Source organism: Streptomyces sp. NPDC058000 (genome assembly GCF_042886435.1).
GTDB lineage: Bacteria > Actinomycetota > Actinomycetes > Streptomycetales > Streptomycetaceae > Streptomyces.
This window is the reverse complement of sequence record NZ_JBHVQS010000017.1, coordinates 81,163-104,430: the sequence shown is the minus strand read 5'-3', so window position 1 is coordinate 104,430 and position 23,268 is coordinate 81,163. Positions and strand designations below refer to the sequence as shown.

Sequence of the window (23,268 nt, the reverse complement as noted above, 5' to 3'; positions counted from 1 at the left end):
CCATGCGCCGCGCCAGGTGGAGACGGAGGGCCCGGTGAGCATCCTCGACAACAGGTCGCTTATGGCCCAGTACACCTCGATTCGGCCGAGGCGGGCCGGTGCTCGTAGTCGCGCGCCAGCCTGCGGTGCAGCATCAAGGCCCCGTTCGTCTTGTCCGCCACCCACCTCTTGGGCTGGGGAACGAACCCGGCGTCGCCGGGGTTGCGCTTCACGACTTCGACCTCGATGCCCACCTTCGCCCCGTGGGCCTTGACGGTGCTCTTGAACCCCTGGTCCACCAGGGCCTTCTTCACGGTGCCCGGCTCGGTGGCGGCAACCACTCTGTCCAGCAGCGCGGTACCGACGGCGTTGTCGTGGACGGAGGCGGCCAGCACCACCACCGCGATCACCAGGCCCAGCACGTCAACGGCCAGTCCCCGCTTGCGCCCCGGCACCTTCTTGTTCGCATCCCGCCCCGTGGTGTCGGCCGGGACTCCGGCGGCGGCATGCAGGCTCTGGGTGTCGAGCCTTCCAGGCGGTGATCACGGGCTCGATCAGGGCCCAGCGCTCGTCGGATAAGTCGCTCTTGTAGGGCTGGCGGTCGCTCACGGGGAACACTCCAGCATGGCCGGGCCCTCTGGTTAGCGCGGATGCTGCGGTCCCACACAACCCGGTGACAACAGTTACGACATCACGTCACATACCACCCTCTCAGCAGTGGTGCGGTTGTCGCCGGGGCAACGAGGGTCGCCACCGCGTCGTCCTCAGCGCCGGGGCCTGCCGAAGGTCGCCCTCCCGAGCGGCACCGACGGACCTACCTACCCCTGCATTCGGATAGCTGACGGCAAGATCCGGACCATGCACGGACCAACTCTCTTCCGGCGGCATCCACAGCCGCCATTGCCACAGGTCAGCGCCACTATGAGCGCTGTACCGCCAACAGACCAAGAACCTGCTGGTCAGTTACCCCGGCCAGAAGCTTGGGTGCTTCTGATGGACGCCCACACCGGGCGCGTCGAGCTGACGCCGACCGCCGAGAACCTGGTGCGACGACTGGCTTGGGCGCACGGGGCGGTGATGTTCCACCACTCCAGCGGCTGCTGCGACGGTGGCGCGCCCATGTGCTACCTCCGGGGCGGTGCCCCGGAGGTCCAGCTCGGTCACGTGGCCGGCGGCACCCCTTTCTGAATGAGCGCGGACCAGTACGTGTACTGGTCGCACACCCACCTCACCGTGGACGTGGTCACCGACCGGGGCGGCGGCTTGTCCCTGGGAACCCCGCAGGGCGTACGGTTCCTGCTTCGCTCCCGGCTGCTCACCAACGACGAGTGGAGCACGACGAGACGGAACCGCCCCTCTACTCTCACAGCGCCGGCAGCGCGTTGCAGACGGGGCTGAGATGACCCTCTGCTACACGCAGCCGCAGTGGTCGACTACCACGGCAACGCCACGCCCGAGACGGACCGCACAACAGATCAGCAGCGACCCAGCACGGGACGGGTTGCCCGGGGTGATGACAGGTGCCTACAGGTCAGCACACAGTCAGCACGGGTAGCGCAAGAGCCCCGGTTCGCTCCGGGGCTCCTCCATTGTGACCTGCACGTTTGCCATCAGGAACGATCTCCGCTAAATGGACGCATCAGATGCCTTATTGATATGAGTGCAGCATGGACCTGCTCGCGCACCTTGAGGCGTACGTCGCGGCCGTCGACGAGGCGAGCTTCTCGCGCGCTTCCGAGCGGCTCGGGATCGCCCAACCGCTCCTCAGCCGACGCATCAAGACGCTGGAGGCGCACTTCGACGGCCAGCTGTTCGACCGTTCGCGGCGGCAGGTCGCCACCACCGAGTTGGGTGTCCTCCTGCTGCCGTACGCCCGGGACGTGCTGGACCGGGCCCAACGGCTGCGGCACGTCGCCCGGTCGGCCCGGCAGTCGGCGGTCCGTGCCGTCGGAGTGCCGGCGGACTGCGGCGCGGCGGCGCTGGCCCGCGTCCTCCGCGCCGGTGCCGAGCGCGGCGCCACGTTCGGAGTGCGGGAGCTACCGCCGGAGGAGCGGGCGGCGGGCCTGGCCGATGCCTCGCTGGCGTACGCGCTGGTTCGGGTTCCCCCGGAGAACGCCGCGCTGCGGGTACCGCTCGGCCTGGCGTCCGCGCCGTCGGACGTCCCGGGCGGTGCGCGTCCCGGGTCGTCCGAGGGCCGGCTGCGGACGCGTCGGCGCGCGGTCCACCTGGAGGATCTGCGACCGCGGCGCGGGAGGGGTGCGCGGCACGAGCGACCGGCTGCGGTGCCGATCCTCACGATGGTGGAGGACCACGTCCCCTACGCGCAGGACCGGCTGGGCCGCGCCGTCGCGCGGGCCGGGCTGCCGGAGGCCACGGTCCGGCCGGCCGGGCCGGTGGCGGCCGCACTGGTCGAGACCCTGGCCGGGCAGGTGACGCTGCTGTGTGCCGAGCCGTTCGCCCAGCGGCACGGGGCGAGTTGGGCGCCGCTGGGCGATGCCGCGCTGCACCGCGGGTACGACCTGCGCGCGGCGGACCGCGACCGGGGCCCGGCGCAGGTACCGCACTGGTTGGTTGCGCTGTTGGCCGCCGCGGTCGGTGCCGCCGCGGCCGAGCCGACCACGGCGGAGGCCGGGGTCGCGGGCGAGGACGGCGCGTCCCGATTGGCGGCGCACGGATGAGCGCCCGACAGGTACCTGGGCCGGTCTGTGTCGCCGATGACGCAGACCTCTTCGATGTCGCCGAGGCGATCGCAGCGGAGTGGGCGGCCGTTGGTGTCCGCGGCTCGTTCCTGGCCCGGCACATCGACACCGGTGAGCAACTCGGCTTCGACGTCGGCGCATCGGTACCGCTCGCCTCGGTGGTCAAGGTCCCGCTCGCCCTCGTCGCGCTGGACCGGATCGCGACCGGGGAGCTCGACGCGGCGAGGCCCGTGGTCATCGACCCCGCCACGAGCAGTGTCGGGCCCACCGGACTGGCGGCGTTCCGGCACCCGGCCACGGTGGCCGTCGGCGACCTGCTTCTGCTGATGCTGTCGGTGAGCGACAACGCCGCCGCCGACGCCTTGTTCGACCTGGTTCCGGCGGACGAGGTCGATGCCCGGCTCCGCGCCTGGGGGTGCGCTGACCTGCGCGTGCGGCATCGGCTGAACCGCATGTACGAGTGCGCCGCCGGTGCCGCGGGCAACGACTTCTCCCTCGCCCTGGAACTGGCCATCCGCGACGACCACTCGGGGCGGCACACCATTGAGACGCTGGATCCGGCGCACGCAAACGCCGGCACCGCCACCGCTCTGGTCGACCTGCTGCAACGGGTGTGGCGGGACGAGATCGCGCATCCCGATGCCTGCGCGGAACTGCGCCGTTTGATGGGACGGCAGGTCTACACCCACCGGCTGGCGAGCGAACTGCGTGCGGACACGCTCCGGGTGAGTGGCAAGACGGGCACGTTCCTGCACCTGCGGCACGAGATCGGCGTGGTGGAATCCGAGGTCGGCGACCGGGTGGCGATGGCCGCGCTCACCCGCTCCGACCGCCGGGCCAACCTCGCGCCGGACATCGACCTCGCCATCGGGATGGGTGCGCGGCGCGCCTTCGAGGCGCTGCGCCGCTGACGGCCTCGGTGCGAGGGGGGACTTCGCGTTGCCCGGTCTCTGTGGTCGCGGCGGCCGGAGTCACTCAGGGGTGGCCCCCGCCGTGGAAGCCGGGGCCCCCGTGGAAGCCCGGACCGCCGTGGAAGCCGGGGCCCCCGTGAAAGCCGGGACCGCCAGGGAAGCCGGGACCGCCGTGGAAGCCCGGACCGCCGTGGTCGCCGTGATCCCCGTGACCGCCGGGCCCACCGTGGTCGCCCGGCCCGTCGTCCCCGCCATCGCCGTCGTGGCCGTCATGCCCGCCATGGTCGCCGTCCGGGCCGCCGTGCACCGGTGGGAGGTTGACGGTGTCGCAGTAGATGACCGGGCCCGGGGTGGTGGATGGGGTGGTTCCGTCGGCCGGGATGCCCTCGGTTTCCATGACCAGCAGGCGCAGCGGGGCGCCGCGGTGTTCGGGGGGTATCGAGACCTGGCCCGTGTAGAAGGGCGTCCGGGAGGATTCCGCGTCGATCGAGGTGAGTGCGGTGGCGGTGTCGTCGAGCGTCACCCAGCCGAGGTCCGCGTCGTCGACGACGCGGTTCCGGCGCTGGAGCGTGGCGGTGATCCGCGGTGGCTGCGAGCCGGTGGGGTCCCAGGAGGGGCCGGTGACGCTGACCGTCAACGCCTCGCCGAGTGTGACCCGCAGTTCCCGGTCGGGCAGGGTGCGCACCAGGTCGGCGAGGACGACCCGGGAGATCTCGGCTCCGGGGATCGCCTCCGGCTGGAAGCGGACCAGGGCGAGCCGGACGAAGGGCAGGCAGGCGTCCCCGGTGTCCAGGTCCAGGTCGCAGAACCAGCGGCCGCCCTTCGCATCCGCCTCGAACTGCGGGGCGAAGCCCACGACCGTGACAGGGAGCGGGCCGGAGGGCGTGAGGACGGAGAGGTTCCCGGACTGCCGCTGCGCGCGGGGGAACGTGGCTGCGGTCGGGGCGACGACGGGCGCGGAACGGTGGATCGGGTCGCGGCCCATCAGGGTGACCCAGGCGTCCCGTACGGAAGTCGGGTCGCCGCCCGGTGGCTCGCCGAGGACCACGCCGAGCAGTTCGCCGTCGCCGGAGGAGAACCAGGGGCGGTCGAGGTACACCCGGATTCCGCCGCCGCGTCGGCGGTGGACGAGGGTGCCGGGTGGTCCGTCGACGGGCTCGAAGCCGAGGGTGGGCATGCAGTACAGCAGCCGTGGCGCGGTGGGGGGTGCGCTGCTCGGCACCGAGTGTTCCTTCGCGTCCCCCTCGACGGTCAGCACGTGCTGGCCGGGCTCGGCGAACTGCGGAGGGAAGCAGTCCCCGAACGTGCTGCCGGCGATGGGGTGGTAACGCACCATTCGGTGTTTGGTGTCGCCGAACTCGTGCTTCTGGGGTGCGGGCGGGGACTTGTCCAGGCTGTTGGGGTCGGCTTGGATCGCCTTCGCCTTGTCCTCGGCCGCCTGGGTGCTGAAGGTCAGGACGCCGTCGTGCAGGACGGCGGGTTCGGCGCCGGGGACGCCGTCCTTGGACGCCCGTGCCGTCAGCAGGCCGAACACCGGGACGGTCATCGGTCGGGCGTCACGGCCGGTGGGCCCGCCGTCCGTCACCTCGGTCCACTCGGCGACCAGGTCGATGCGGCCGGTGGTCCCCTCGTCGAGGGCGACGGTACCGGCGAGGTGTTCGGCGGTCGCGCCGGCGGCGCGTGGTGACGCGGGGGTGGACAGCTCCAACACCGGTGTCCGGAGGGGCTGTTGCACCGCGTGCATGAGCGTCAGTTCGTGCCAGGGGGTGAACATCCAGTGCCGGCTGGCCGCCGCCAGTGCCAGTGTCTCGTCGGCCAGGTGCTGGTCGGCCGTCCGCCCCGCCGCCGCGTCCGCTTCCGTCCCGGCCGTGAGCAGGGCTGCCTGGTCGGGCGACTCCCGGCACCACGCGGCCACACCCATGATCCGCTCGTCGAAGTCGATCCGGGAGGACACCCGGACGGTAGCCACGGCGCCCTTCGGCAGCAATACGGTCAGGACTCGGGACGCCTCGTCGAAGCGGGGCGGTCCGGTGCCTTCGGCCAGCCTCAGTCGGAAGGACCGGGGACGGTGCCAGACCTCGCCGCCCCAGGGGACCGGGAAGGGCTCGCCGGGGGGCATGCCCGGCAGGTCCAGGAAGACGGCCCCCGTGGCCAACGGGTCGGGAAGGTAGGGCAGTTCGATCTGGTCGCCGGTGTGCAGGGCGTTGTTCGCCGGGTTCTTGGGGTCTGCCGCCGGTGACTTGACCGGCTCCAGGTGGACGTTCGGCTGCGACGGATCGTCCAGCGAACCGCTCTCGCGTACGGCCAGGTCGTAGAGGGTGTTCTGGACGTTGCGGTCGGTGGAGCCGATGGCCGCGTCCAGCCGTCCGTGCCACTCGACGCAGCGCAACGACGCCTTGGGGGCGACCACATGGCGTTCGTCGACGCCCTGGTACGGGGCGTGTCCGTCCACAGTGACCAGCGACGAGCGGTTGAAGTCCGCGGCGTACTGCTCCGCCGTGCGGCCCGTCCCGGGGCCGGGGCCGGCGGCAGTGGTATCGGTGCCGCAGTCGACCGTGAAGCCGCTCTTGCGGCCGAGTTCGGTGAGGGAGGTGCAGCCGGGGATGCCGTCGGCGTCGCTCCCGGTGAAGCCCTGGTCGCGTTGCTCTTGTGCGTAGGCGGCCCTGGTCTGGTTGCCGAAGACGCCGTCCGCGCCTCCGGGGAGGGAGTGGCCGCGGTCGATGAGGGCCTGCTGCACGATGCGGACGTCGTCGTTGGTCTCGCCGAACCGGACACGGGCGAGGGCGACCCGCACCGGACTCCCCCCGGGGCCGGGCGGAGTCGCCGGCGGCGGTCCGGCCCCCGGGCTGCTGCGGATCACCATCCGGAAGGCCGAGGCGCCTTCCCCGAAGGGCAGTCTGGGGGCCACGGCGGGCGCCGGGACGGCCTCGAACCTCCGGAAGATCAGCAACCCGGCACCGGGCAGCGCCAGGCCGTCCCCCTTCATCAGCTCGTCGGCCTCCGGGACGTCGGGGCCGTTGCCCGCCAGGTCGACGGTGCGCAGTCGCACCCGGTACTCGTGGCCGAACCGCAGCCTGGGCAGCGAGCCGGGCCGCGCCGTGGCCGTGATCTCCAGGGGCAGTTGCGTCTTCGCCTCGTTGCTGATCGACACCGGAGGGTTGGGGGGTCTGTCGTTCTCGACGGATCCCTCGTCGATGTCCAGCACCCGGCCCGGGCGGTGCGTGGACAGCGACCATCCGTCCCAGGTGACCAGTTGCTCGGGTACGGCGAGGTGGCGGTCTTGGTTCTCGGGCGGTGGTGAGACCAGGTTGACCTGGAAGAAGCCCTCGTCGGAGGCGGTGAGCAGGAGCGGTCCGCCATGCGGTTGCCGGTACTCCACCTCGCGCTCGTGCAGGGAGAACCAGTGGCGCTGTTGTTCGTCCCAGATGTCCATCCGGTGGCCGCGGATCAGGTCCTCGGCGAACATCTCGGGGGCGTCGGGGGGGTGTGCGTCGGCCGGGGCGGCTCCCGGAGGTGCGGAGTCCGGATCCGGCTCCGGCTCCGGGACGGTCGCGCCGTCCAGTGCCAGCACCCGGGTCAGGGCCGTGTGGTGCTCCGCGGCCCGTCCGAACTCCGCCATGAGGCTGTCCAGGCGTTTGTCCCGGACGAGCGAGATCCCATGGGTGCGGACCGTGGAGAGTCCCGTGGCGTCCGACGGGAGGGACAGCAACTTGAGGGCGGCACCGTCGATATCGGCCTGTTCGACGGAGAACGTCGCCTCGGGCAGCGCCTCCACACCGCGGGTCGGCGGCGCGAGCGGGTCGGCGGCCGTCCGGGACCGGGCCCCGGGGGCGAAGACGTGGCGGCCCGGGAGGAAGTCCAGGAGGAAGACGTACCGGGTGCGCAGTGGTACGTCGTGCGAGTCCGACCCCAGTGCGGACGTCCAGTGGGGGGTGACGGTCAGGAACCGTTCGCCCGAGGAGACGGGCAGCCGGTCGGCCGGCAGGAGGAAGTCCAGGACCAGGCCGAGGCGCCGGAGCAGCGCGGGGTGGTCGCCGAGCGAGGTGAGCATCTGGTGGAAGTCCACCGGCGGCAGGCTCGGTCGCGGTGGCGGTGCGGGCTCTTGGCCGTGGAACTTGGGCGACCCGCGGGTCGTGTGGAACGTGCCCAGGTCGGTGAGTGCCTGGCGCAGCTCGGCATCGGATCCGGTGGCGCCGCCGGTCGGCGCGGCCACGTCGTCGGCGTCCGTGGGTGCGGTGCCCAGCGAGCCGAGCACGCCGCCGGTCGGGGGCGGTGTCTCGGGCGACGACGTGGCCGTGTCGACGTAGGTGTTCCGGGTGACCGTCCTGACTCCCTTGGCCGAGTAGGTGCGGTACTGCCGCTGGGCGGGGTCGTCGAAGACGTAGGGCTGCAGAGGCGTGTCCGAGTGGAAGAGGCTCGTCCACACGTGCGTGTCGGGGCCCGGGCCCTGCGGCGTCAGCGGGCCGGCGACGGACGTGGCCGCCGCGGGCGTGCCGTCCCCGGTGGCGAAGTCGAACGTGGCCGCCTTGACCTTGTCCGGCCAGGTGAGGAAGTCGGGGAAGTTCCCCAGGGTGGTCTCGGCCGGCTGGCCGGGGGTGTCGAGGCGGGGCGCGAGGAAGACCGACACCCGGGCCTGGGTACCGTCCTCCGAGAGCCCGGCGGGCAGAACGGTCCAGGTGAGGTGCTGTTCAGCGGCCATGGTCGGCTCCCGCGGGGATCGGGGCGAACGCCTCGCAGTACACCTGCCAGTCGTCCCGCGCGACGCAGGCGGCGAAGGTCGGGTCGCCCGGCGCGCCGGAGAAGCTCCGCTCCAGGGTGAGTTCGACGGACTTGCTGAAGAAGGCGATCCGTACGCTGACCGTGAGGGTGCCCCGGCCGCGGACCACCGACTCGTGGCCGTGCTTCTCGTAGGTGAGCTCCAGGTAGAACTCCACCGACACCGTGATGATGCCCAGCACGGACAGGAAGCCGTTGCACCGGAGGTATCCGCCCAAGGAGACCTCCCCCTTGGCGAAGGTGAAGCGGATGCCCGCCATGACCGACACCCCGCCGCTGGCGACCCCGAGGTCCAGTGCCGCGTTGCCGCCGAACTCCAGGGCGCCGTCGACCTGCTCCACGCCGTCGGCGCCGACGAGGAGGGAGAAGTAGCCGCCGCCCCCGAACAGGGAGACGCTGACGTTGAAGGGGTGCTCCCGCTCGGAGACCGAGAAGCGGAACGAGACCGGCTTGTTGTCGAAGGGGATCGTCAGCTGGGCCGACAGTGCCACGTTGGACAGGGAGAAGACGCCCAGGCCGATGGCGGGGAGCGCGAGTTGGTAGCCCGCGTGGATGCCGCTGGGCTGGACGTCCACGAACGCGCCGGGCCCGAAGACGTCGGCGGGCAGGGCACTGCGGAGGGTGTTGACGAACTCCAATTCGTTGCTGAACTTCAATTCCACGCCGCTGGCCGTCACGTCGGGCTTCCGGCCCGCTCCGGTCTTGAAGTGCAGTTCCGCGAACACCACCTGGGCGATCCCGGCGAAGTCCAGCGCGAAGTTGCTCAGGGTGCCCTCGACGGTGGCCTGGGCGACGGCGTCCTTCGAGCGGACGGTGCGGGCGTCCAGAACCAACGAGGCGCCGCGCACATCGAGGACGTCGCCCGGGTCCTTCTTCCCGTCCTTCATCGGCTGTGCCAACGAGGGCTTCCACACGTACCGCAGCTCCTTGCCCTGTCCGTCCGCCAGGTCGCGGATGCGCAGCACGGGCGCCGGCAGCAGGCCCTGCGGGTCGCGCAGGATGGCCTCGATCTGATCGTCACCGAGCTGCCGCAGGGTGTCGAGGTTGCCCTTGGTGAGGGAGTTCAGGAACTTGCCGAGGTCGATGAAGCCGAGCAGCTTGGCACCCGCGAAGGCCGCTTGGATGTCGGTGAGGGGCATCGCGCCGACGACCTCACCGGTGGTGGGGTCGGTCTTGAAGACGTCCGGTACGACGCCCGCCCGGCTGGTGATCGTCTTGACCGCGGCGTTGGGACTGGCGAGCCCCCCGGCCTGCTCGGCCCCGAAGGTGAGCGCGACCGCGGGCATCAGGTCCAGGTACCCGCCGGCCGGATGCTTCTCCATCGTCTGCTGGAGATAGGTGCCGTTGAACTGGACCTCAAGGTCACCGCCGTGCGGGGTGAACTGCTCGACGGCGGGGACCCGCACGGTCGCGGCGGCCACGCGCGGCAGACCCACCACGGGGCCGCCCCCGGGGCCGAGGGTGCCGAGCCCGAAGGTCAGGGTGCCGACCGCGTGGCTGGTGCTGCCGGGAGCGTCGTCCGGCGGCTGCGCCATGGCCATCACCTGGCCGCCCATCGACCGGGTCGTGCGACGTATCCGCAGCTTGTCCTTCAGCGGATCGGGGTCGGGGGCGAACAGGAGCGCCAACCGCTCCTGCGCATTCCGCAGTCCGTCGGGCACGAACACCAGCGGCATGGTGAAGCTGATCTTCCGCCCCTCCGTATCCGTGCCGATCATGGTGAAGTCGAAGTCGTCACCGGAACCGCGGAGCCGCACCCAGAAGGGATCGGACGGCTGGGCGTTCGTCTGGGGCTGCTGGCCGTGCTGTTGGATCGGCGGAAGGTGCGGCTCGATCAGCGGGGTGACGCGGTCGGTGATGCGCAGCGAGCGGAACGGCATTTCGCGCCCCGCGTGCGTGTAGCCGGAGCTCGCCCCGTACGGGACCTCCGGCTGCTTGATGACGATGTATTCCTCCAGTTGGAGGTAGGCGACGATACCGTCGTCCGGGCGCGCCACGAACACCCGCCGGGCCTCTCTCACATCGAGGGCCTCGTGACCGGTGGACAGGTGGCCGCGGATCACGACGCGGAGGAACTGGTCCCGCCCCAGGCCCGTGATGTGGTCGTACGCGGCCAGGTCCGGAAAGTGCCGCCCGATCTGCTCGTACCGTGGCTGGTCGGGTGGCGGGGGTGCCTCCCAGGCTCCGTGCAGGTGGGCCGAGGCGCCCTGCGGAGTGACGATGAACTGCTCGGCGTGCAGGGGCGCGCTGGGGACCGTGATCGGCACGTCGCCGGGCGGGACGGGCAGTTCGGCCCGGCTGGTGAGGGTGACGAGGTCCGCGAGGTTCTCGTCCCTGAGCGGGCTGAGTTCGAACAGCGGGCCCCGGCCCGCGACCGTCGCGAAGGCCCGCAGCAGGACGTCGCCGTCCCGTGCGCCGTGCAGCCGGGCATGCCACAACGCCGTGCGGCCGTCGCCCTGTTGGGGCGGTGGCGGGGCCACCCAGTCCACCGGCTCGTCGTAGGTGATCAGCAGTCGGGCGGGGAACTCGATGACGCTTCTGGGGATGCCCTGGAAGACCGTCGTTCCCGCGGTGTCCGGGCTCTGGAGGCCCACCGGTACCGTCATCGGCACCAGGCGCGCCCAGTCGAGCAGCGATTCCAACGACAGGTCCAGGCCGTCCACGTTGGCCGGTACCGAGAAGGCCAGGCGGGTCGGGTCGGCGGTGAAGGCCCGCATGGGGCCGAGTGCGGGGGTGGTGCTGCCGATCGTCGGGGGAACCTCCTCCCGCACGTGCTGCGGCGGTAGCCCGACGAGGACGAGCGCGGGGGCAGCGGGGTCGCGCCGCACCAGGCGGTGCCCGTCGAAGCGCAGGTTGACCAGGCCGAGGTCGACGACGAGCATGTCCGCCGGCCGCACCACCCGGAACGGTCCTTCCGCGCTGTCGTCCTCGTCCGGCTCAGGTGGCTCGTGCGGCCCGGTGTCCGGCGGCTGGTCGGGGCCGGGATGGTGGCCGGGGTGCGGACCGTGCGGCGGGCCGCCGGGGTGCCCCCCGCCGAAGCCCCCGCCGAACCCGCCGCCGAAGCCCCCGCCGTGGTGGTCACCGTGCTCACCACCGTGGTCGTGCTGAGCCTCGGCGGGAGCGCCGCGCAACTCTTCCCAGAGCCTCAGGGCGACCGTATGGGCGGGGGGAAATGACATGGGGAACGCCTCATCGCGAGGTCATGGGAGCGATGGCGAAGTGCGACGACTTAGCGCACAGTGCGACGACTTCGCTCACGTCCCTTCCATGCTCACTCCGACCGCGGGCCTCCGCCACTGGGCAGCGGCACGACGGCGGTCAGGGAATGCCGAGGAACGTCAGCAGGGTCCGGCGCACCATGAACGACATCGCGTTGTGCCGGTCGTTGAGGTTCTTCAAGTTCTGCCAGACGACGAGGAATTGCTGGCCGCTGTCGTCATGGGTGAGGACGGTCGCCTCGGAGGCCACGTCGCCTCCCGCCATGAGATTGCCCAGTCCGATCTTGGAGTGGGTGATCGTGAAGCCGGCGCCGAGGCCGTTGACGCCGGGACGCGCTCCGGTCGTCATGAAGGACGAGTCGCCAACGGTCTGGGCATCGGACAGCAGGCCCTGCATGTCCCCGACGATGCCGTCGGAGCTGCGCGCGTCGAGCGTCGTACCTTCGATGAGCAGCGCGAGAAATCGCGTCATGTCGATCGTCGTGGTCGCCTGCGCCGAGGGGCCGTCGTTCACGGAGGGCACCCGCACCGCGGGAAAGGCGCCGGTGAACGTTCCGGCCAGCCAGATGCCCCGATTGGCACTCGGATCGAAGAGGCCGGCCTTGGCCAGGAGCCCGTTGATCCAGCTGTAGCCGAGTGCTTGGACCGTGGCGGAGGTCTGTTCGTTGTTGCTGGGCACGATCATGCCCCGCACGTTCGAATCGAAGGTGGAATTGAACGACATCAGGCATCCGCCACTGGCGAGCCCCTGCGGTGACCCGAAGACCGTGGGGTATTTGGGCACCCGCATGGGCTCGGTGATTCCCGGCTCGCTCTGGAACCGCGGCGCGGCAGCCTGGATATCGGTGTTGAAGGCGGTCTTGAGATGTCCGAACACTGCGCCGTCGCTGCAGTCGCCTTCGGTGACCGCGAAATCGGCGGCGCTCTGCCGCAGCTCGAAGGCCGCGATCATGGCCGCCACCTTCAGCAAGCTGCCGGAGAAGTGCATCTCCTTGTCACGGAAGCCGGCGTAGGCGAAGGACGGCGAGGTGCTGGTCGGATTCCGCACTGCCGCCACCGAGATGGGGCAGTTCAGGTGCACCCCCAACGTCGGAAACGTCACCCCCGTCAGCGCCTGGGCAGTGGTCAACGCCGCGACCATCTGGGGATCGGGGCTCAGCAGATCCGGAAAACGATTGGGAAAGAGCATCGCGGCCTCCTCGTCATCGGCCCATGTCACAAGCCTAGTCACCACCCGGAAGAGCGCGAGTTGTCGCACAGACGGCGACGCCCCGTGACGTGGATGGTGGCGGGGACGGTGCTCGCGGCGGGGCTCGGTGTGGGCGCGTACCTGCTGCTGGGCGGTGACAGCGGCGGCCCGCCGGACAAGTACGTGACGATGCCGGTGTGTTCGGCGGCCGCGGCCGGGCGAGTTGATGGGGTGGACCGGGCGCACCGCGACAGGTCACTCGGGGCGGAACTTCGCGCCCCAGGCAGTGACGTCCAGTTGGGCGTCGGTGCCGATGTCCAGGAAGAACGGCCGGATCCGCGCCGCTTCGCCGGGCGCCGGGGCGACCTTCAGGTATGCGCCCTGGCGCGCGGCGTCGAACGAGGTGATCCGGTTCGTCCAGTGCAGGTGGGCGGTGGCGCTCTCCCCCGGGGCCAACGTCAGTGGGGCGGGGCCCTTGTTGCGGCCGGCGTCGGTGTAGGGGTTGTCGTGGGTGATCTTCAGCGGTACCGGGTCGCGGTCCTTGTCGAGGGCCTCGATGACGGGGTAGCCGTTGACGCGGTACATCGTGGTCCGCAGTTGCGCAGCTCAACGGCGGTGGCGCGGTGGCCCATTGCGGTCCCGGTCGGCTGACGTCAGGGGCGGGCCCCGGTCGGGTGTTGCCTTGCGTGCACCAGTCCGGCGACGAGGTTCGCCCGCTCGGTCATGGCGTCGACCACCAGGTACTCGTGGTCGGCGTGCGCGCCGCCCCCGACCGCGCCGAGGCCGTCGAGCGTGGGAACCCCCAGGGCGGCCGTGAAGTTGCCGTCGCTTCCGCCGCCGACCGCCGTGCCTTCGAGGCCGGGCAGCAGCGTCCGTGCCACCGCGAAGAGTTCGGTCGATGCCGATTCGGGCATCGGGGGGCGGCCGATGCCTCCTTGGACCGTGACCTCCGCCCCGTCGAGATGCGGAACCAGTGCCGCGAACGCGGACTCGATGCGGTCCTTCTCGCCGGCCGACTCGACCCGGACGTCGACGACGACGGTCGCCTCCGCGGGAACGACGTTGTCCAGGGTGCCCGCGGACGCGACGGTCGGGGTCACGGTCGTGCCGATGTCGGGGCGGCCGAGCGCGGCGATGTCCAGTACCTGATGTGCCGCTTCGACCAGGGCGTTGATGCCGGCGGCGGGCTCCAGGCCGGCGTGCGACGCCCGGCCCGCGATGGAGACCTGGAACGTGCCGCAGCCCTTGCGGCCGGTCTTCAGGGCTCCGCCGTCCGCGGCGCCCTCGAACACGAGCACCGCGCCGCAGGCCAGGGCTCGTTCTTCGATGAGTGCGCGCGAGGAGTGGGAGCCGACCTCTTCGTCGGCGGTCACCAGGATCTCGACGCCCGACCGGTCGTCGAGCGTCGCCAGACCGTGGATGGCCTGCACCAGTCCGCCGAGCATGTCGAAGACCCCGGGACCGGTCGCCTGCCCGTCCCGGACCGTGAACGGGCGGCGTTCCAGGGTGCCGAGCGGGAACACCGTGTCGTGGTGACCGAGGATCAGCACGGTGGGCTCCCCGCCGGCCGACCAGTGGACGTGCGGTCCGGCTGCGCTCTCGACGAGGTTGGCGCGCCCGCCGAGGCGGCGCTCGATGACGGCGGCGACGGCTTCGGCCGATGCCTTCAAGGCATCGACATCGCGCGAGGGAGACTCGGTTTCGACGAGTGTCTTGAGGTCCTCAAGCATCGCGTCAACACGCACGGGGGTGGACTTGCGCAGCGTCATGGCGCAAGGGTAGCCGCCAGGCCGGGGCGGAATTCCAGGCAGTTGGCGTACGACGGGCAGGAGGAACGCCGCGGGCAGCGGGCCGCCGGTCCGGTCAGGACCAGCCGTGGTCGCGGAGTCGGCCCACCTCGTAGCCCCGTTGTGCGCAGGTGTCGAGGATGCGGGGCAGGGCCCCGAGGGCGGAGCGCCAGGCACCGGGGGCAGAGGTGCAGTCGGAGTCGTGCAGGAGGATCGTGCCGCCGCCGTGCAGGTCGCGGGTGACCGTTCGGTGGACCGACTGCGGGGTGGCCGAGGCGGTCCAGTCCTTGCCCCAGCAGGTCCACAGGACCGGGGTGAGGCGCAGGCGGCGGGCGGCCAGATGGGCGGCGGTCGACATCACCCCGTACGGGGGCCGGAAGAGTGCGGGGGCGCGGCCGGTGAGGTCGCCGACCAGGTCCCGGGCGCGGGCCAGGTCGTCGTAGGTGGCCCGGGGGCCGCGCAGGAGCAGCGGGCGGTGGAGCCAGCCGTGGACCGCGATCTCGTGTCCGGCTGCGGCGATGTCGCGCACCAGGCCGGGGCTCCGGTGGGCTTGGTTGCCGAGGAGGAAGAAGGTGGCGGTCACGCGGCGTTCGGCCAGCGTCTCCAGGAAGAAGGGGGTGGACCGTGGGTCGGGGCCGTCGTCGAAGGTGAGGGCGACGTGGCCGGCGCTGCCCCGGCCGGCCAGGCGGGGCATGACGCGGTTGCGCAGCGGCCCGAAGGTGGCGGCGACGGGTGCGGCGTGGGCGGCGGCGAGTGCGGGCAGTACGGCGTAGGCGGTGGTGCGGAGCAGGCGGGTGCGGGTCATGAGCGGTGCCCCTCCGGGTGGTGGCCTGCCGGTGTGTGGAAGTGGGCCGCGTCGTCGAAGTCGAGTTCGTGGCCGAGGGCGTGGATGAGGCGGGGGCCGTCGTGGGTGGTGGCGACCGCGGTGCCGATCGCGCCCGCCCACACGGTGCAGGCCACGACGGCGGTGGTGACGAGTCGTCGGAGGGCCTGCCTGGCACGCCGCTTGGGGGCCGGTACGGCGGCGGGGCGGGCGACCGTTCGGCTGACCCGGACGATCTCGGCGGCGGGGCCGTCCGGCGCCCCGGCGAACAGGGCGAGGCCCGCCTCGCGCTGGAGGAGCCCGCGCGGTCCGTCGATCAGGTCGCCGAGGACCTCCGCGAGGTCGGCGGGGTCGCGGATCCAGGCGGCGACGCCGGCTTCCTCCAGGGCGGCGGCGTTGGTCAGGCCGTGGCCCGGTATGCAGCGGTAGCTCGCGACCGGCAGGCCGGCGGCGAACGCTTCCAAGGAGGTCAGGCCGCCCGCGTTCTGCACGAGCACGTCGGCGGCGTGCATCAGTCCGGGCATGTCGTCCACCCAGCCGAAGGCGTGGTCGACTCCGTCGGCGCGCAGCTGTGCGGCCAGTGACTCGTTGCGGCCGCAGACCACGACCGGTACGGCGGCGCCGCAGTCGCGCAGTTCCCTGGCCACCCGCCGCACCGGTCCGACGCCCCAGGAGCCGGCGACCAGCAGTGCAAGCGGGGCGTTCGCCGGCAGTCCGAAGCGGGCGCGGGCCGCGGCGCGGGCCTGTGCGTCGGCGGGGCGGAAGCGGGGGTCGGTCACCGGTCCGCGCACCCGGACGTCCGGCGCCCCGGCCTGCCGTGCCTGGGCCGCGGGGACCGGGTGCGCCGCGAGGTGGACGTCGACGCCGTCGGCCACCCACAGCGGGTGCACCGAGAAGTCGGTGAGGTAGGTGAGGACGGGGACGGTCAACCGGCCGTCGAGTCGGAGGTTGCCCAGCACCCGGCTGGCGCCCGGGTAGGTGGCGACGACCGCGCGGGTGTCCGGCGGCAGGGCCCGCAGCATGCGGTCCTCGGCGGTGCGGAGCAGGGCGCGGGCCAGTGGGCCGCCGCCTCCGGCGCGCTGGGTGCTGCGGTAGACGCGCTGGTAGGCCCAGGGGGCCTGGACGAGCATCCGGTGGTAGCCGTCGCGTACCAGCCGGCCGATCCGGGCGGGCAGCAGGTCGAGCAGGTCGAACCGGTCCACGGTGAGGCCGTCCGCGGTGAGCCGGCGGGCCAGTTCGGCGGCGGCGCCGTCGTGGCCTGCTCCGATGCTCGCGGAGACGATCGTGACGCGCTGCGTCGTCGTGGCCGTCGGCGCTGGTAGGGGGCGCAGGGTGGCGGCCGCGAGCGCGCGCAGGTGTGCCGTGCTTCCGAGGTAGAGCATGGTGTGTTCTTCCGCAGCAGGAGCAGGGGACCGAGCGCTCCGCGGTGCAGCCGGAGCGGGGCGGCGAAACTCTACAACATGTAGTAGATCAACTCGTACAACATGTAGGAGATCGCACGGAGAGCGTTTCCGCGCCCGAACCGGATCCCCGCGTTCTACAAGCCGTAGTAGCCCCGGAGTAGGCTGGGGCGCCGAACGGGAAGGGCGATGAACGGTGCACGAGCGGAAGCACGACGACGACGGCGAGGCATCCGGCAGGCGGGCCCGCGGCGAGCTGGAGAGCGGCGTACTGGCCGCCCTCTGGGGCGCCGAGCAACCACTGACCGCCCGCCAGGCCATGGAGCGACTACCCGGCGACCTGGCCTACACCACCGTGCTGACGATCCTGACGCGGCTGTACGACAAGGGCATGCTGGTCCGGCACCGCGCGGGCCGCGGCTACGCCTACGCGCCGGCCCGGGACGAGGCGTCCCACACCGCCGAGCGGATGCGCACCCTGCTGGAGCGCGGCTCGGACCGGGAAGCGGTGCTCACCCGCTTCGTCTCCGAACTGTCCCAAGAGGACGAGCAGTTGCTGCACCGACTGCTGGCCGGCCCCGACGCCGACCGCGCCGACGAAGGGCGATGAGCCGGTGACGATCAGTGTGTACGTCCCGCTCCTGATCACCCTCGTCCTCGCCGTGCTCGCCCCCCGTGCGGCCCGGCGGCTGCCTCCGCGACCGTCGGCCTGGTCCCTGGCCTGCGCCGCGCTGGTGACGGCCACCGGCTGGCTCGGATCGCTGGCCCTGTTGGCGTTCACCGGCCTCGCGCAGATCCCCGAGGTCGCCCGGGAGGGCCACTGGTCGGTGACCGCGTTGCGCGCCGAGGACCCGGTCTCCCTCGCCGTTGCGGCCCTCAGCGCCGCGGCCCTCGCCTGGAGCGCCGTATCACTGGGGGTGGCCGCCGTCCGGCAGGTCCGCCAGGTCCTTCGGGCCCGGCAGGAGTGCGCCCGGATGCTCGGCGACACGGAACTGACCGTGCTCGACGACGAGGTCCCGCGGGCCTTCGCCCTGCCCGGCGCACCCGGCCGGATCGTGGTGTCCCGCGGCATGCTGCGCAGCCTCAGCGGCGAGGAGTGCGCGGCCCTGCTGGCGCACGAACGGGCCCACCTCCGCGGCCGGCACTACCTCTTCCAGGTCGTGTGGCAGCTCACCACCGCCGTCAATCCCCTGCTCCGCCCGATGGCCGACGCCGGCGCCTTCGTACTGGAGCGCTGGGCCGACGAAGCGGCGGCGGCCCGGGTCGGCAGCCGCACGGTGGTCGCCCGCGCCGTCGGACGAGCCGCCCTGGCCACCTCCGCCGCCGCCCGGCCCGGCGTGCTGGCCGCGACCGGCGGGCCGGTGCCCCAGCGGGTGCAGGCCCTGCTGGCGCCCCCACCCCCGCCCCGCACCCTGCCCTTCGCGGCGGGCGCCCTCCTGCTCACCGTGTGCTGCGCCAGCCTGGCCAACGCCGCATCCGACAGCGACCAGATGGTCGAGCGCGCGCAGCGGGCACGGTGCGTGGCGCTCGTCATGGCCATGGACGCCCCGGGAGTCGCACGCCCCCGGCAGGATTTCGAGGACTGCCGCGACCATCACGGGCACCGGGACCACCGGGATGACTGAAACAACTGCGACCACTGAGACCGCTGTCGTCCTGATCAGCAGCTGAGTGCCTGCCGCGACCGGACGTGAACCCACCGGGCCGGGCAGAAGCGCGCGGACGGCCTTTCCCACCCTCGGCCCGGAACAAACGCGTCAGCCGGTTGTCCCATCTCACCTTCCGCATGATGGACGGGACCCGACGCGCCGCTGGCGCGCACCGTAGGCTGACCGGTGCAGCTGGTTCGCCCCGTCCGCCAGGCGGGAGGCGTCGCAAGAGGGAACCCGGTGGGAATCCGGGACTGCCCCGCAGCGGTGAGTGGGAACGACCGCCGTCATACGCACTGGGCCCGGCCGGGCCTGGGAAGCGACGGCCACTAGGAATCTCGTACGACACGAGACGCGCCCGCGAGTCCGAAGACCTGCCAACTGCCCGTGCGCGAAGGACTCGTGCGCGGACATCCCGGTGACCCCGAGGGCGGGCTGGGGGGTGCCCCCGGACGAAATCCGGGGGAGTTCATACCAGGCGGACCAGCGCGCCCTGTCGGGCGACTGCGCTCCGCCGGGTCCGTCACCCCTTCGCGCTCTCGTCCCGTTGCCGGGATCTCAGGGATTCATCTCGCGAAGGAGATCTCCGTGACCGTCAAGTCCAAAGCCGTGACCACACGGGCCACCGTGTACGGCTACCCCCGGCAGGGACAGCACCGGGAGTTGAAGCAGGCCGTCGAGGGCTACTGGAAGGGCCGCGTCACCGCCGACGCCCTGCGTGCCACCGCCGCGGAACTGCGCCGGACCCATTGGCAGGAGCTGGCGGACGCCGGCATCGACGAAGTCCCGACCGGCGACTTCTCCTACTACGACCACGTCCTGGACGCCAGCGTCATGGTCGGCGCGGTTCCCGAGCGTCACCGCGCGGCCGTCGCCGCCGATCCGCTCGACGGGTACTTCGCGATGGCCCGCGGTACCCAGGACGTCGCACCGCTGGAGATGACCAAGTGGTTCGACACCAACTACCACTATCTCGTCCCGGAGTTGAGCCCGGACACCGTGTTCACGGCCGACTCCACCCGGCAGGTCGCGGAATTCACGGAGGCCCTCGCCCTGGGGCTGACCGCGCGGCCGGTCCTGGTCGGTCCGGTCACCTACCTCCTCCTCGCCAAGCCCGCCCCCGGTGTGGCCGACGGCTTCGACCCGCTCACCCTCCTCGACCGGCTGCTGCCGGTGTACGCGGAGGTCCTCGCGGATCTGCGGGCGGCGGGCGCGGAGTGGGTACAGCTCGACGAGCCCGCCCTCGTCCAGGACCGCACCCCGGCCGAACTCAACGCCGCCGCGCGGGCCTACCGCGATCTCGGCGCCCACACCGACCGGCCCAAGTTGCTGGTCGCCTCCTACTTCGACCGGCTGGGCGACGCCCTGCCGGTGCTGGCCAAGGCCCCGATCGACGGGCTGGCGTTGGACTTCACCGAGGCGGCCGCGGCCAACCTGGACGCGCTCGCCGCCGTCGGCGGTCTGCCCGGCAAGCGCCTGATCGCCGGCATCGTCAACGGCCGCAACATCTGGGTCAACGACCTGGAGAACTCCCTGTCCGTGCTGGCCACGCTGCTGGGCCTGGCCCATCGGGTCGACGTGGCCGCCTCGTGCAGCCTGCTGCACGTCCCCCTCGACGCGGCGGTCGAGCGGGACATCGCACCACAGATCCGGCGCTGGCTCGCCTTCGCCCGGCAGAAGACCGCCGAGGTCGTCACCCTCGCCAAGGGCCTGGCGCGCGGCACCGGTGCCATCACCAGTGAACTCTCGGCCAACCGCGCCGATCTGGCGTCCCGGGCCGCTTCCCCGATCACCCACGACCGGACCGTACGGGCCCGCGCCGCGGCCGTCACCGAGGCCGATGCCCGTCGCTCCCAGCCGTACGCCGAGCGGACCGCCGCCCAGCGCAGTCACCTCCGCCTGCCGCTGCTGCCGACCACCACCATCGGCTCGTTCCCGCAGACCGGCGAACTGCGCACGGCGCGCGCCGACCTGCGGGCCGGACGGATCGACACCGCCGGCTACGAGGCGCGCATCGAGGCCGAGATCCAGGAGGTCATCTCCTTCCAGGAGAAGGCCGGGCTGGACGTCCTGGTGCACGGTGAGGCCGAACGCAACGACATGGTCCAGTACTTCGCCGAACAGCTCACCGGCTATCTCGCCACCCGGCACGGCTGGGTGCAGTCCTACGGCACCCGCTACGTCCGCCCGCCGATCCTCGCCGGTGACATCTCCCGCCCCGAGCCGATGACGGTCCGCTGGACGACGTACGCCCAGTCGCTGACCGGGCGGCCGGTCAAGGGCATGCTCACCGGCCCCGTCACGATGCTCGCCTGGTCCTTCGTCCGCGACGACCAGCCGCTCGGCGAGACCGCGCGCCAGGTCGCGCTCGCGCTGCGCGACGAGGTCGCCGACCTTGAGGCGGCCGGGACATCGGTCATCCAGGTGGACGAGCCCGCGCTCCGGGAGACGCTGCCACTGCGGGCCGCCGATCACCCCGGCTATCTGGCGTGGGCCACCGAAGCCTTCCGGCTGACCACCGGCGGGGTGCGCCCCGACACCCAGATCCACACCCACATGTGCTACGCCGAGTTCGGTGACATCGTGCAGGCCATCGACGACCTCGATGCCGATGTGATCAGTCTGGAGGCCACCCGCTCCCACATGCAGGTCGCCCGGGAGCTCGCCGCCCACGGCTACCCGCGCGAGGCCGGCCCCGGCGTGTACGACATCCACTCCCCGCGCGTACCGAGCTCGGCGGAGTCGGCGGACCTGCTGCGCGCCGGTCTGCGGGCCATCCCCGCCGAGCGCCTGTGGGTCAACCCCGACTGCGGCCTGAAGACCCGCGACTGGCCGGAGGTCCGGGCCTCACTTGCGAGCCTGGTCGCCGCGGCCCGGACGGTGCGCACGGAGCTGTAGTACGCGGCCCGTGGGCACCGCGCCCGCCCCGGTCGTGGCGACCGGGGCGGGCGCGCCGGACGGTACCGACGCGTTCGGGGTGACGTGCCGGGCCCCGCGGTGCCGCAACTCCTGGCCCGTGGGCACCAGATGACGGCCACGACCAACCTGCCGGATCCGTACCGCTCCGGGCTGCGGATCGGCGCAGCCCGTGCAAGGCGCGAATGCTATTTTTGCCACCGTCCAGGCATGCGAACGGCCAGGTCGAGGAGGTGTGCGGTGGCCCGACGACCGGCCGCACCGAAGACCTCTACGCCCACGCCGATCCGCGCCGGTGCTTGCCGCGCCTCGCGGAGATCTTCGACGTGGACACAGAGGTCTTCGGCGTGGACGCGGAGATCTTCTCGGAAGCCGAAATCGTCGTCATGCAGGGGAAGGACACCGTCCCCTGCCGGAAGCAGGAGGAACGACCGCGTGACCAGCCGTGTCACCCTCATCTCACCCGCGACCAACCCGGCGCTGCGGCAGGCCCGCTTCGACGACGGCTCTTCGCTCGACGACGGTGGAGCGGCCCGGGCCGGATCGGCGGCCGGGTCCCTGCCCGCCGCCGGCCAGGTCTACGTCTCCCCCACTGTCCGCTGCCGGGAGACGGCGGCAGCGCTCGGTCTCGACGGCTCGGCGGGTCCGGAACTCGCGGGTCTGGACGTGGGCCGCTGGCGGGGGCGGACACTGGACGAGGTGGCGGCCGACGAGCCCGCGGAACTGGCCCGATGGCTGTCCGATCCCGGTGCGGCCCCGCACGGCGGTGAGTCGGTGCGGGACCTGTGCGAGCGGGTCTCCCGGTGGTTGGACGCCTGCGGTCAGGTCGCCGGGCGGACGCTCGCCGTGGTCGAGCCGGAGATCGTACGGGCCGTAGTGGTCCGCGTGTTGGGCGCGCCGGAGGCCGCGTTCTGGCGGGTGGACGTGCCACCGCTCTCGGCGACCGAGCTCAGCGGCCGGTCCGGGCGCTGGAACCTGCGGCTCGGACGGGCCCTCGGCTCCTCGGAGGACGAAGCCGGTCACTGACGCCGGCGGTCGGCAGTCAACGGTCGGCGGTTGTCCGCCCGACTGTTTCTCTGCCTGCCTGTTGCCCGTCTGCCCGGGGAACGCCAGAGGGCCCCCGGACGGTGCCGAAGGGCCCTCTCGGTGTGGAGGCGTCACTGCGGGGCGGGAACCGCCTGTCCGGACGTCGCCGTCACGGACCCGGGGTGCAGCAGTCGCTCGGCCAGTTCGCCGAAGACCAGGCCGAAGCCGCCCCACAGGACGGTCTGGATGGCCAGCGCGGAGAGCCGGAACCGCCACAGCAGGGTCGCCGGGAAGTCCTTCGGCACCTCGTTGATGACCGGCAGGAAGGCGTACGCCAGACCGATCACGACGGCGAAGGCGGCTACCGCGACCACGGTCGCCCACCAGGTGCCCAGGCTGGGGGCGAGTCGCTTGCCCAGGAGGGTGGCGGCGATCGCGAGGAGGACGCTCAGCAGCATCATCAGGAAGTACAGGGAGGTGCGCTCGCCGATGGTGTCGGGGTCGCCGACCGACGGCGGGTTGGCCGGGTACTTCAGGAACGGCACGACATACACGGCGAGCAGCGCACAGCCGGACAGCAGCAGTGCGGTGGCGCGCGGGCCGATGCGCCCGACGCGGCCGAGTGCGAAGCAGTAGGCGAGCGCGGCGATGCCGCCGAAGGCCACGCCGTAGACCAGCACGCCGGTGGCGAGGCCGGCGGTGGACTGGAGGGAGCGCGAGACGACCTCCATCTCGTGCTCATGGGAGTGGGCGGCCTCGAAGCCGATCGCGCTGTTGACGCCGGGTTCGCCGAGGAAGTAGGCGACGACGAGGGCGAGCACGCCGGCGGCCAGGCCGGCGAGCATGCCCCGTACCAGGAGGTTTCTTACCGTTGCGGAGTTCATGGGTGTGCGGC

Annotated in this window: 14 protein-coding genes, 2 pseudogenes and 1 riboswitch; of the genes and pseudogenes, 7 read left to right on the top strand and 9 right to left on the bottom strand. The window is 72.1% G+C overall.

Annotated features, from left to right (window positions below):
* Nucleotides 1–3: 3 nt before the first annotated feature.
* Nucleotides 4–588: pseudogene (locus ACFVT2_RS19055) on the bottom strand (transposase); the annotation flags it as partial.
* Between the two features lie 249 nt (nt 589–837).
* On the opposite strand from ACFVT2_RS19055, the pseudogene ACFVT2_RS19050 reads away from it, so the two are divergent.
* From ACFVT2_RS19050 to ACFVT2_RS19040, 3 genes and pseudogenes are all read left to right on the top strand, one after another.
* Nucleotides 838–1,377 (top strand): annotated as a pseudogene (locus ACFVT2_RS19050) (DUF779 domain-containing protein).
* 269 nt (nt 1,378–1,646) lie between these two features.
* The gene (locus ACFVT2_RS19045; RefSeq protein ID WP_390019036.1) at nt 1,647–2,657 is read left to right on the top strand and encodes a LysR family transcriptional regulator; all 1,011 of its coding nucleotides are present in this window, start codon (nt 1,647–1,649) and stop codon (nt 2,655–2,657) included.
* Nucleotides 2,654–3,589, top strand: a complete 936-nt coding sequence (locus ACFVT2_RS19040; RefSeq protein WP_390019034.1) for a serine hydrolase — start codon at nt 2,654–2,656, stop codon at nt 3,587–3,589. The genes ACFVT2_RS19045 and ACFVT2_RS19040 overlap by 4 nt, the downstream gene beginning before the upstream one ends.
* A gap of 64 nt (nt 3,590–3,653) precedes the next feature.
* Here ACFVT2_RS19040 and ACFVT2_RS19035 read toward each other — a convergent pair whose 3' ends face one another.
* From ACFVT2_RS19035 to ACFVT2_RS19005, 7 genes are all read right to left on the bottom strand, one after another.
* On the bottom strand, nt 3,654–8,288 hold the full coding sequence (locus ACFVT2_RS19035) for a peptidoglycan-binding protein (RefSeq protein ID WP_390019032.1): 4,635 nt from the start codon (nt 8,286–8,288) through the stop codon (nt 3,654–3,656).
* Nucleotides 8,278–11,544, bottom strand: coding sequence for a hypothetical protein (locus ACFVT2_RS19030; RefSeq protein ID WP_390019029.1), 3,267 nt, complete (start codon nt 11,542–11,544; stop codon nt 8,278–8,280). Before ACFVT2_RS19030 ends, ACFVT2_RS19035 begins: the two co-directional genes overlap by 11 nt.
* Before the next feature lie 139 nt (nt 11,545–11,683).
* Complete coding sequence (locus ACFVT2_RS19025) at nt 11,684–12,772, bottom strand: hypothetical protein (RefSeq protein ID WP_390019026.1); 1,089 nt, start codon at nt 12,770–12,772, stop codon at nt 11,684–11,686.
* Nucleotides 12,773–13,027: 255 nt separating this feature from the next.
* On the bottom strand, nt 13,028–13,357 hold the full coding sequence (locus ACFVT2_RS19020; RefSeq protein WP_390019024.1) for a DUF4232 domain-containing protein: 330 nt from the start codon (nt 13,355–13,357) through the stop codon (nt 13,028–13,030).
* A gap of 68 nt (nt 13,358–13,425) precedes the next feature.
* The gene (locus ACFVT2_RS19015) at nt 13,426–14,541 is read right to left on the bottom strand and encodes a M20 family metallopeptidase (RefSeq protein ID WP_390019022.1); all 1,116 of its coding nucleotides are present in this window, start codon (nt 14,539–14,541) and stop codon (nt 13,426–13,428) included.
* A gap of 94 nt (nt 14,542–14,635) precedes the next feature.
* Nucleotides 14,636–15,364: a polysaccharide deacetylase family protein gene (locus ACFVT2_RS19010; RefSeq protein WP_390019019.1), complete on the bottom strand. Its 729-nt coding sequence runs from the start codon at nt 15,362–15,364 to the stop codon at nt 14,636–14,638.
* A complete protein-coding gene (locus ACFVT2_RS19005; protein WP_390019016.1) occupies nt 15,361–16,764 on the bottom strand; it encodes a glycosyltransferase in 1,404 nt (467 codons plus the stop codon). Before ACFVT2_RS19005 ends, ACFVT2_RS19010 begins: the two co-directional genes overlap by 4 nt.
* A 214-nt stretch (nt 16,765–16,978) precedes the next feature.
* Between ACFVT2_RS19005 and ACFVT2_RS19000 the strand changes: the two genes are divergently transcribed.
* The 4 genes from ACFVT2_RS19000 (at nt 16,979) to ACFVT2_RS18985 (ending at nt 22,373) form a co-directional block, all read left to right on the top strand.
* Nucleotides 16,979–17,392: a BlaI/MecI/CopY family transcriptional regulator gene (locus tag ACFVT2_RS19000; RefSeq protein WP_390019014.1), complete on the top strand. Its 414-nt coding sequence runs from the start codon at nt 16,979–16,981 to the stop codon at nt 17,390–17,392.
* A gap of 4 nt (nt 17,393–17,396) precedes the next feature.
* Nucleotides 17,397–18,407, top strand: a complete 1,011-nt coding sequence (locus ACFVT2_RS18995; protein ID WP_390019012.1) for a M56 family metallopeptidase — start codon at nt 17,397–17,399, stop codon at nt 18,405–18,407.
* Between the two features lie 200 nt (nt 18,408–18,607).
* Nucleotides 18,608–18,828: riboswitch (cobalamin riboswitch) on the top strand.
* A 191-nt stretch (nt 18,829–19,019) separates the two neighbouring features.
* On the top strand, nt 19,020–21,329 hold the full coding sequence (gene metE, locus ACFVT2_RS18990; protein ID WP_390019010.1) for a 5-methyltetrahydropteroyltriglutamate--homocysteine S-methyltransferase: 2,310 nt from the start codon (nt 19,020–19,022) through the stop codon (nt 21,327–21,329).
* Between the two features lie 453 nt (nt 21,330–21,782).
* Nucleotides 21,783–22,373 carry a histidine phosphatase family protein gene (locus ACFVT2_RS18985; RefSeq protein ID WP_390019008.1) on the top strand — a complete coding sequence of 197 codons (591 nt, stop codon included), beginning with the start codon at nt 21,783–21,785 and terminating at the stop codon, nt 22,371–22,373.
* Nucleotides 22,374–22,504: 131 nt separating this feature from the next.
* On the opposite strand, the gene ACFVT2_RS18980 is transcribed toward ACFVT2_RS18985, so the two are convergent.
* Nucleotides 22,505–23,257 (bottom strand): CbtA family protein, encoded by a 753-nt coding sequence (locus ACFVT2_RS18980; protein WP_390019005.1) that lies wholly within the window; start codon nt 23,255–23,257, stop codon nt 22,505–22,507.
* Nucleotides 23,258–23,268: the final 11 nt, after the last annotated feature.

Coding starts and splice junctions, on each gene's coding strand:
- ACFVT2_RS19045 (WP_390019036.1), top strand. CDS start 1,647: ATGGACCTGCTCGCGCACCTTGAGGCGTACGTCGCGGCCGTCGACGAG.
- ACFVT2_RS19040 (WP_390019034.1), top strand. CDS start 2,654: ATGAGCGCCCGACAGGTACCTGGGCCGGTCTGTGTCGCCGATGACGCA.
- ACFVT2_RS19035 (WP_390019032.1), bottom strand. CDS start 8,288: ATGGCCGCTGAACAGCACCTCACCTGGACCGTTCTGCCCGCCGGGCTC.
- ACFVT2_RS19030 (WP_390019029.1), bottom strand. CDS start 11,544: ATGTCATTTCCCCCCGCCCATACGGTCGCCCTGAGGCTCTGGGAAGAG.
- ACFVT2_RS19025 (WP_390019026.1), bottom strand. CDS start 12,772: ATGCTCTTTCCCAATCGTTTTCCGGATCTGCTGAGCCCCGATCCCCAG.
- ACFVT2_RS19020 (WP_390019024.1), bottom strand. CDS start 13,357: ATGTACCGCGTCAACGGCTACCCCGTCATCGAGGCCCTCGACAAGGAC.
- ACFVT2_RS19015 (WP_390019022.1), bottom strand. CDS start 14,541: ATGACGCTGCGCAAGTCCACCCCCGTGCGTGTTGACGCGATGCTTGAG.
- ACFVT2_RS19010 (WP_390019019.1), bottom strand. CDS start 15,364: ATGACCCGCACCCGCCTGCTCCGCACCACCGCCTACGCCGTACTGCCC.
- ACFVT2_RS19005 (WP_390019016.1), bottom strand. CDS start 16,764: ATGCTCTACCTCGGAAGCACGGCACACCTGCGCGCGCTCGCGGCCGCC.
- ACFVT2_RS18980 (WP_390019005.1), bottom strand. CDS start 23,257: ATGAACTCCGCAACGGTAAGAAACCTCCTGGTACGGGGCATGCTCGCC.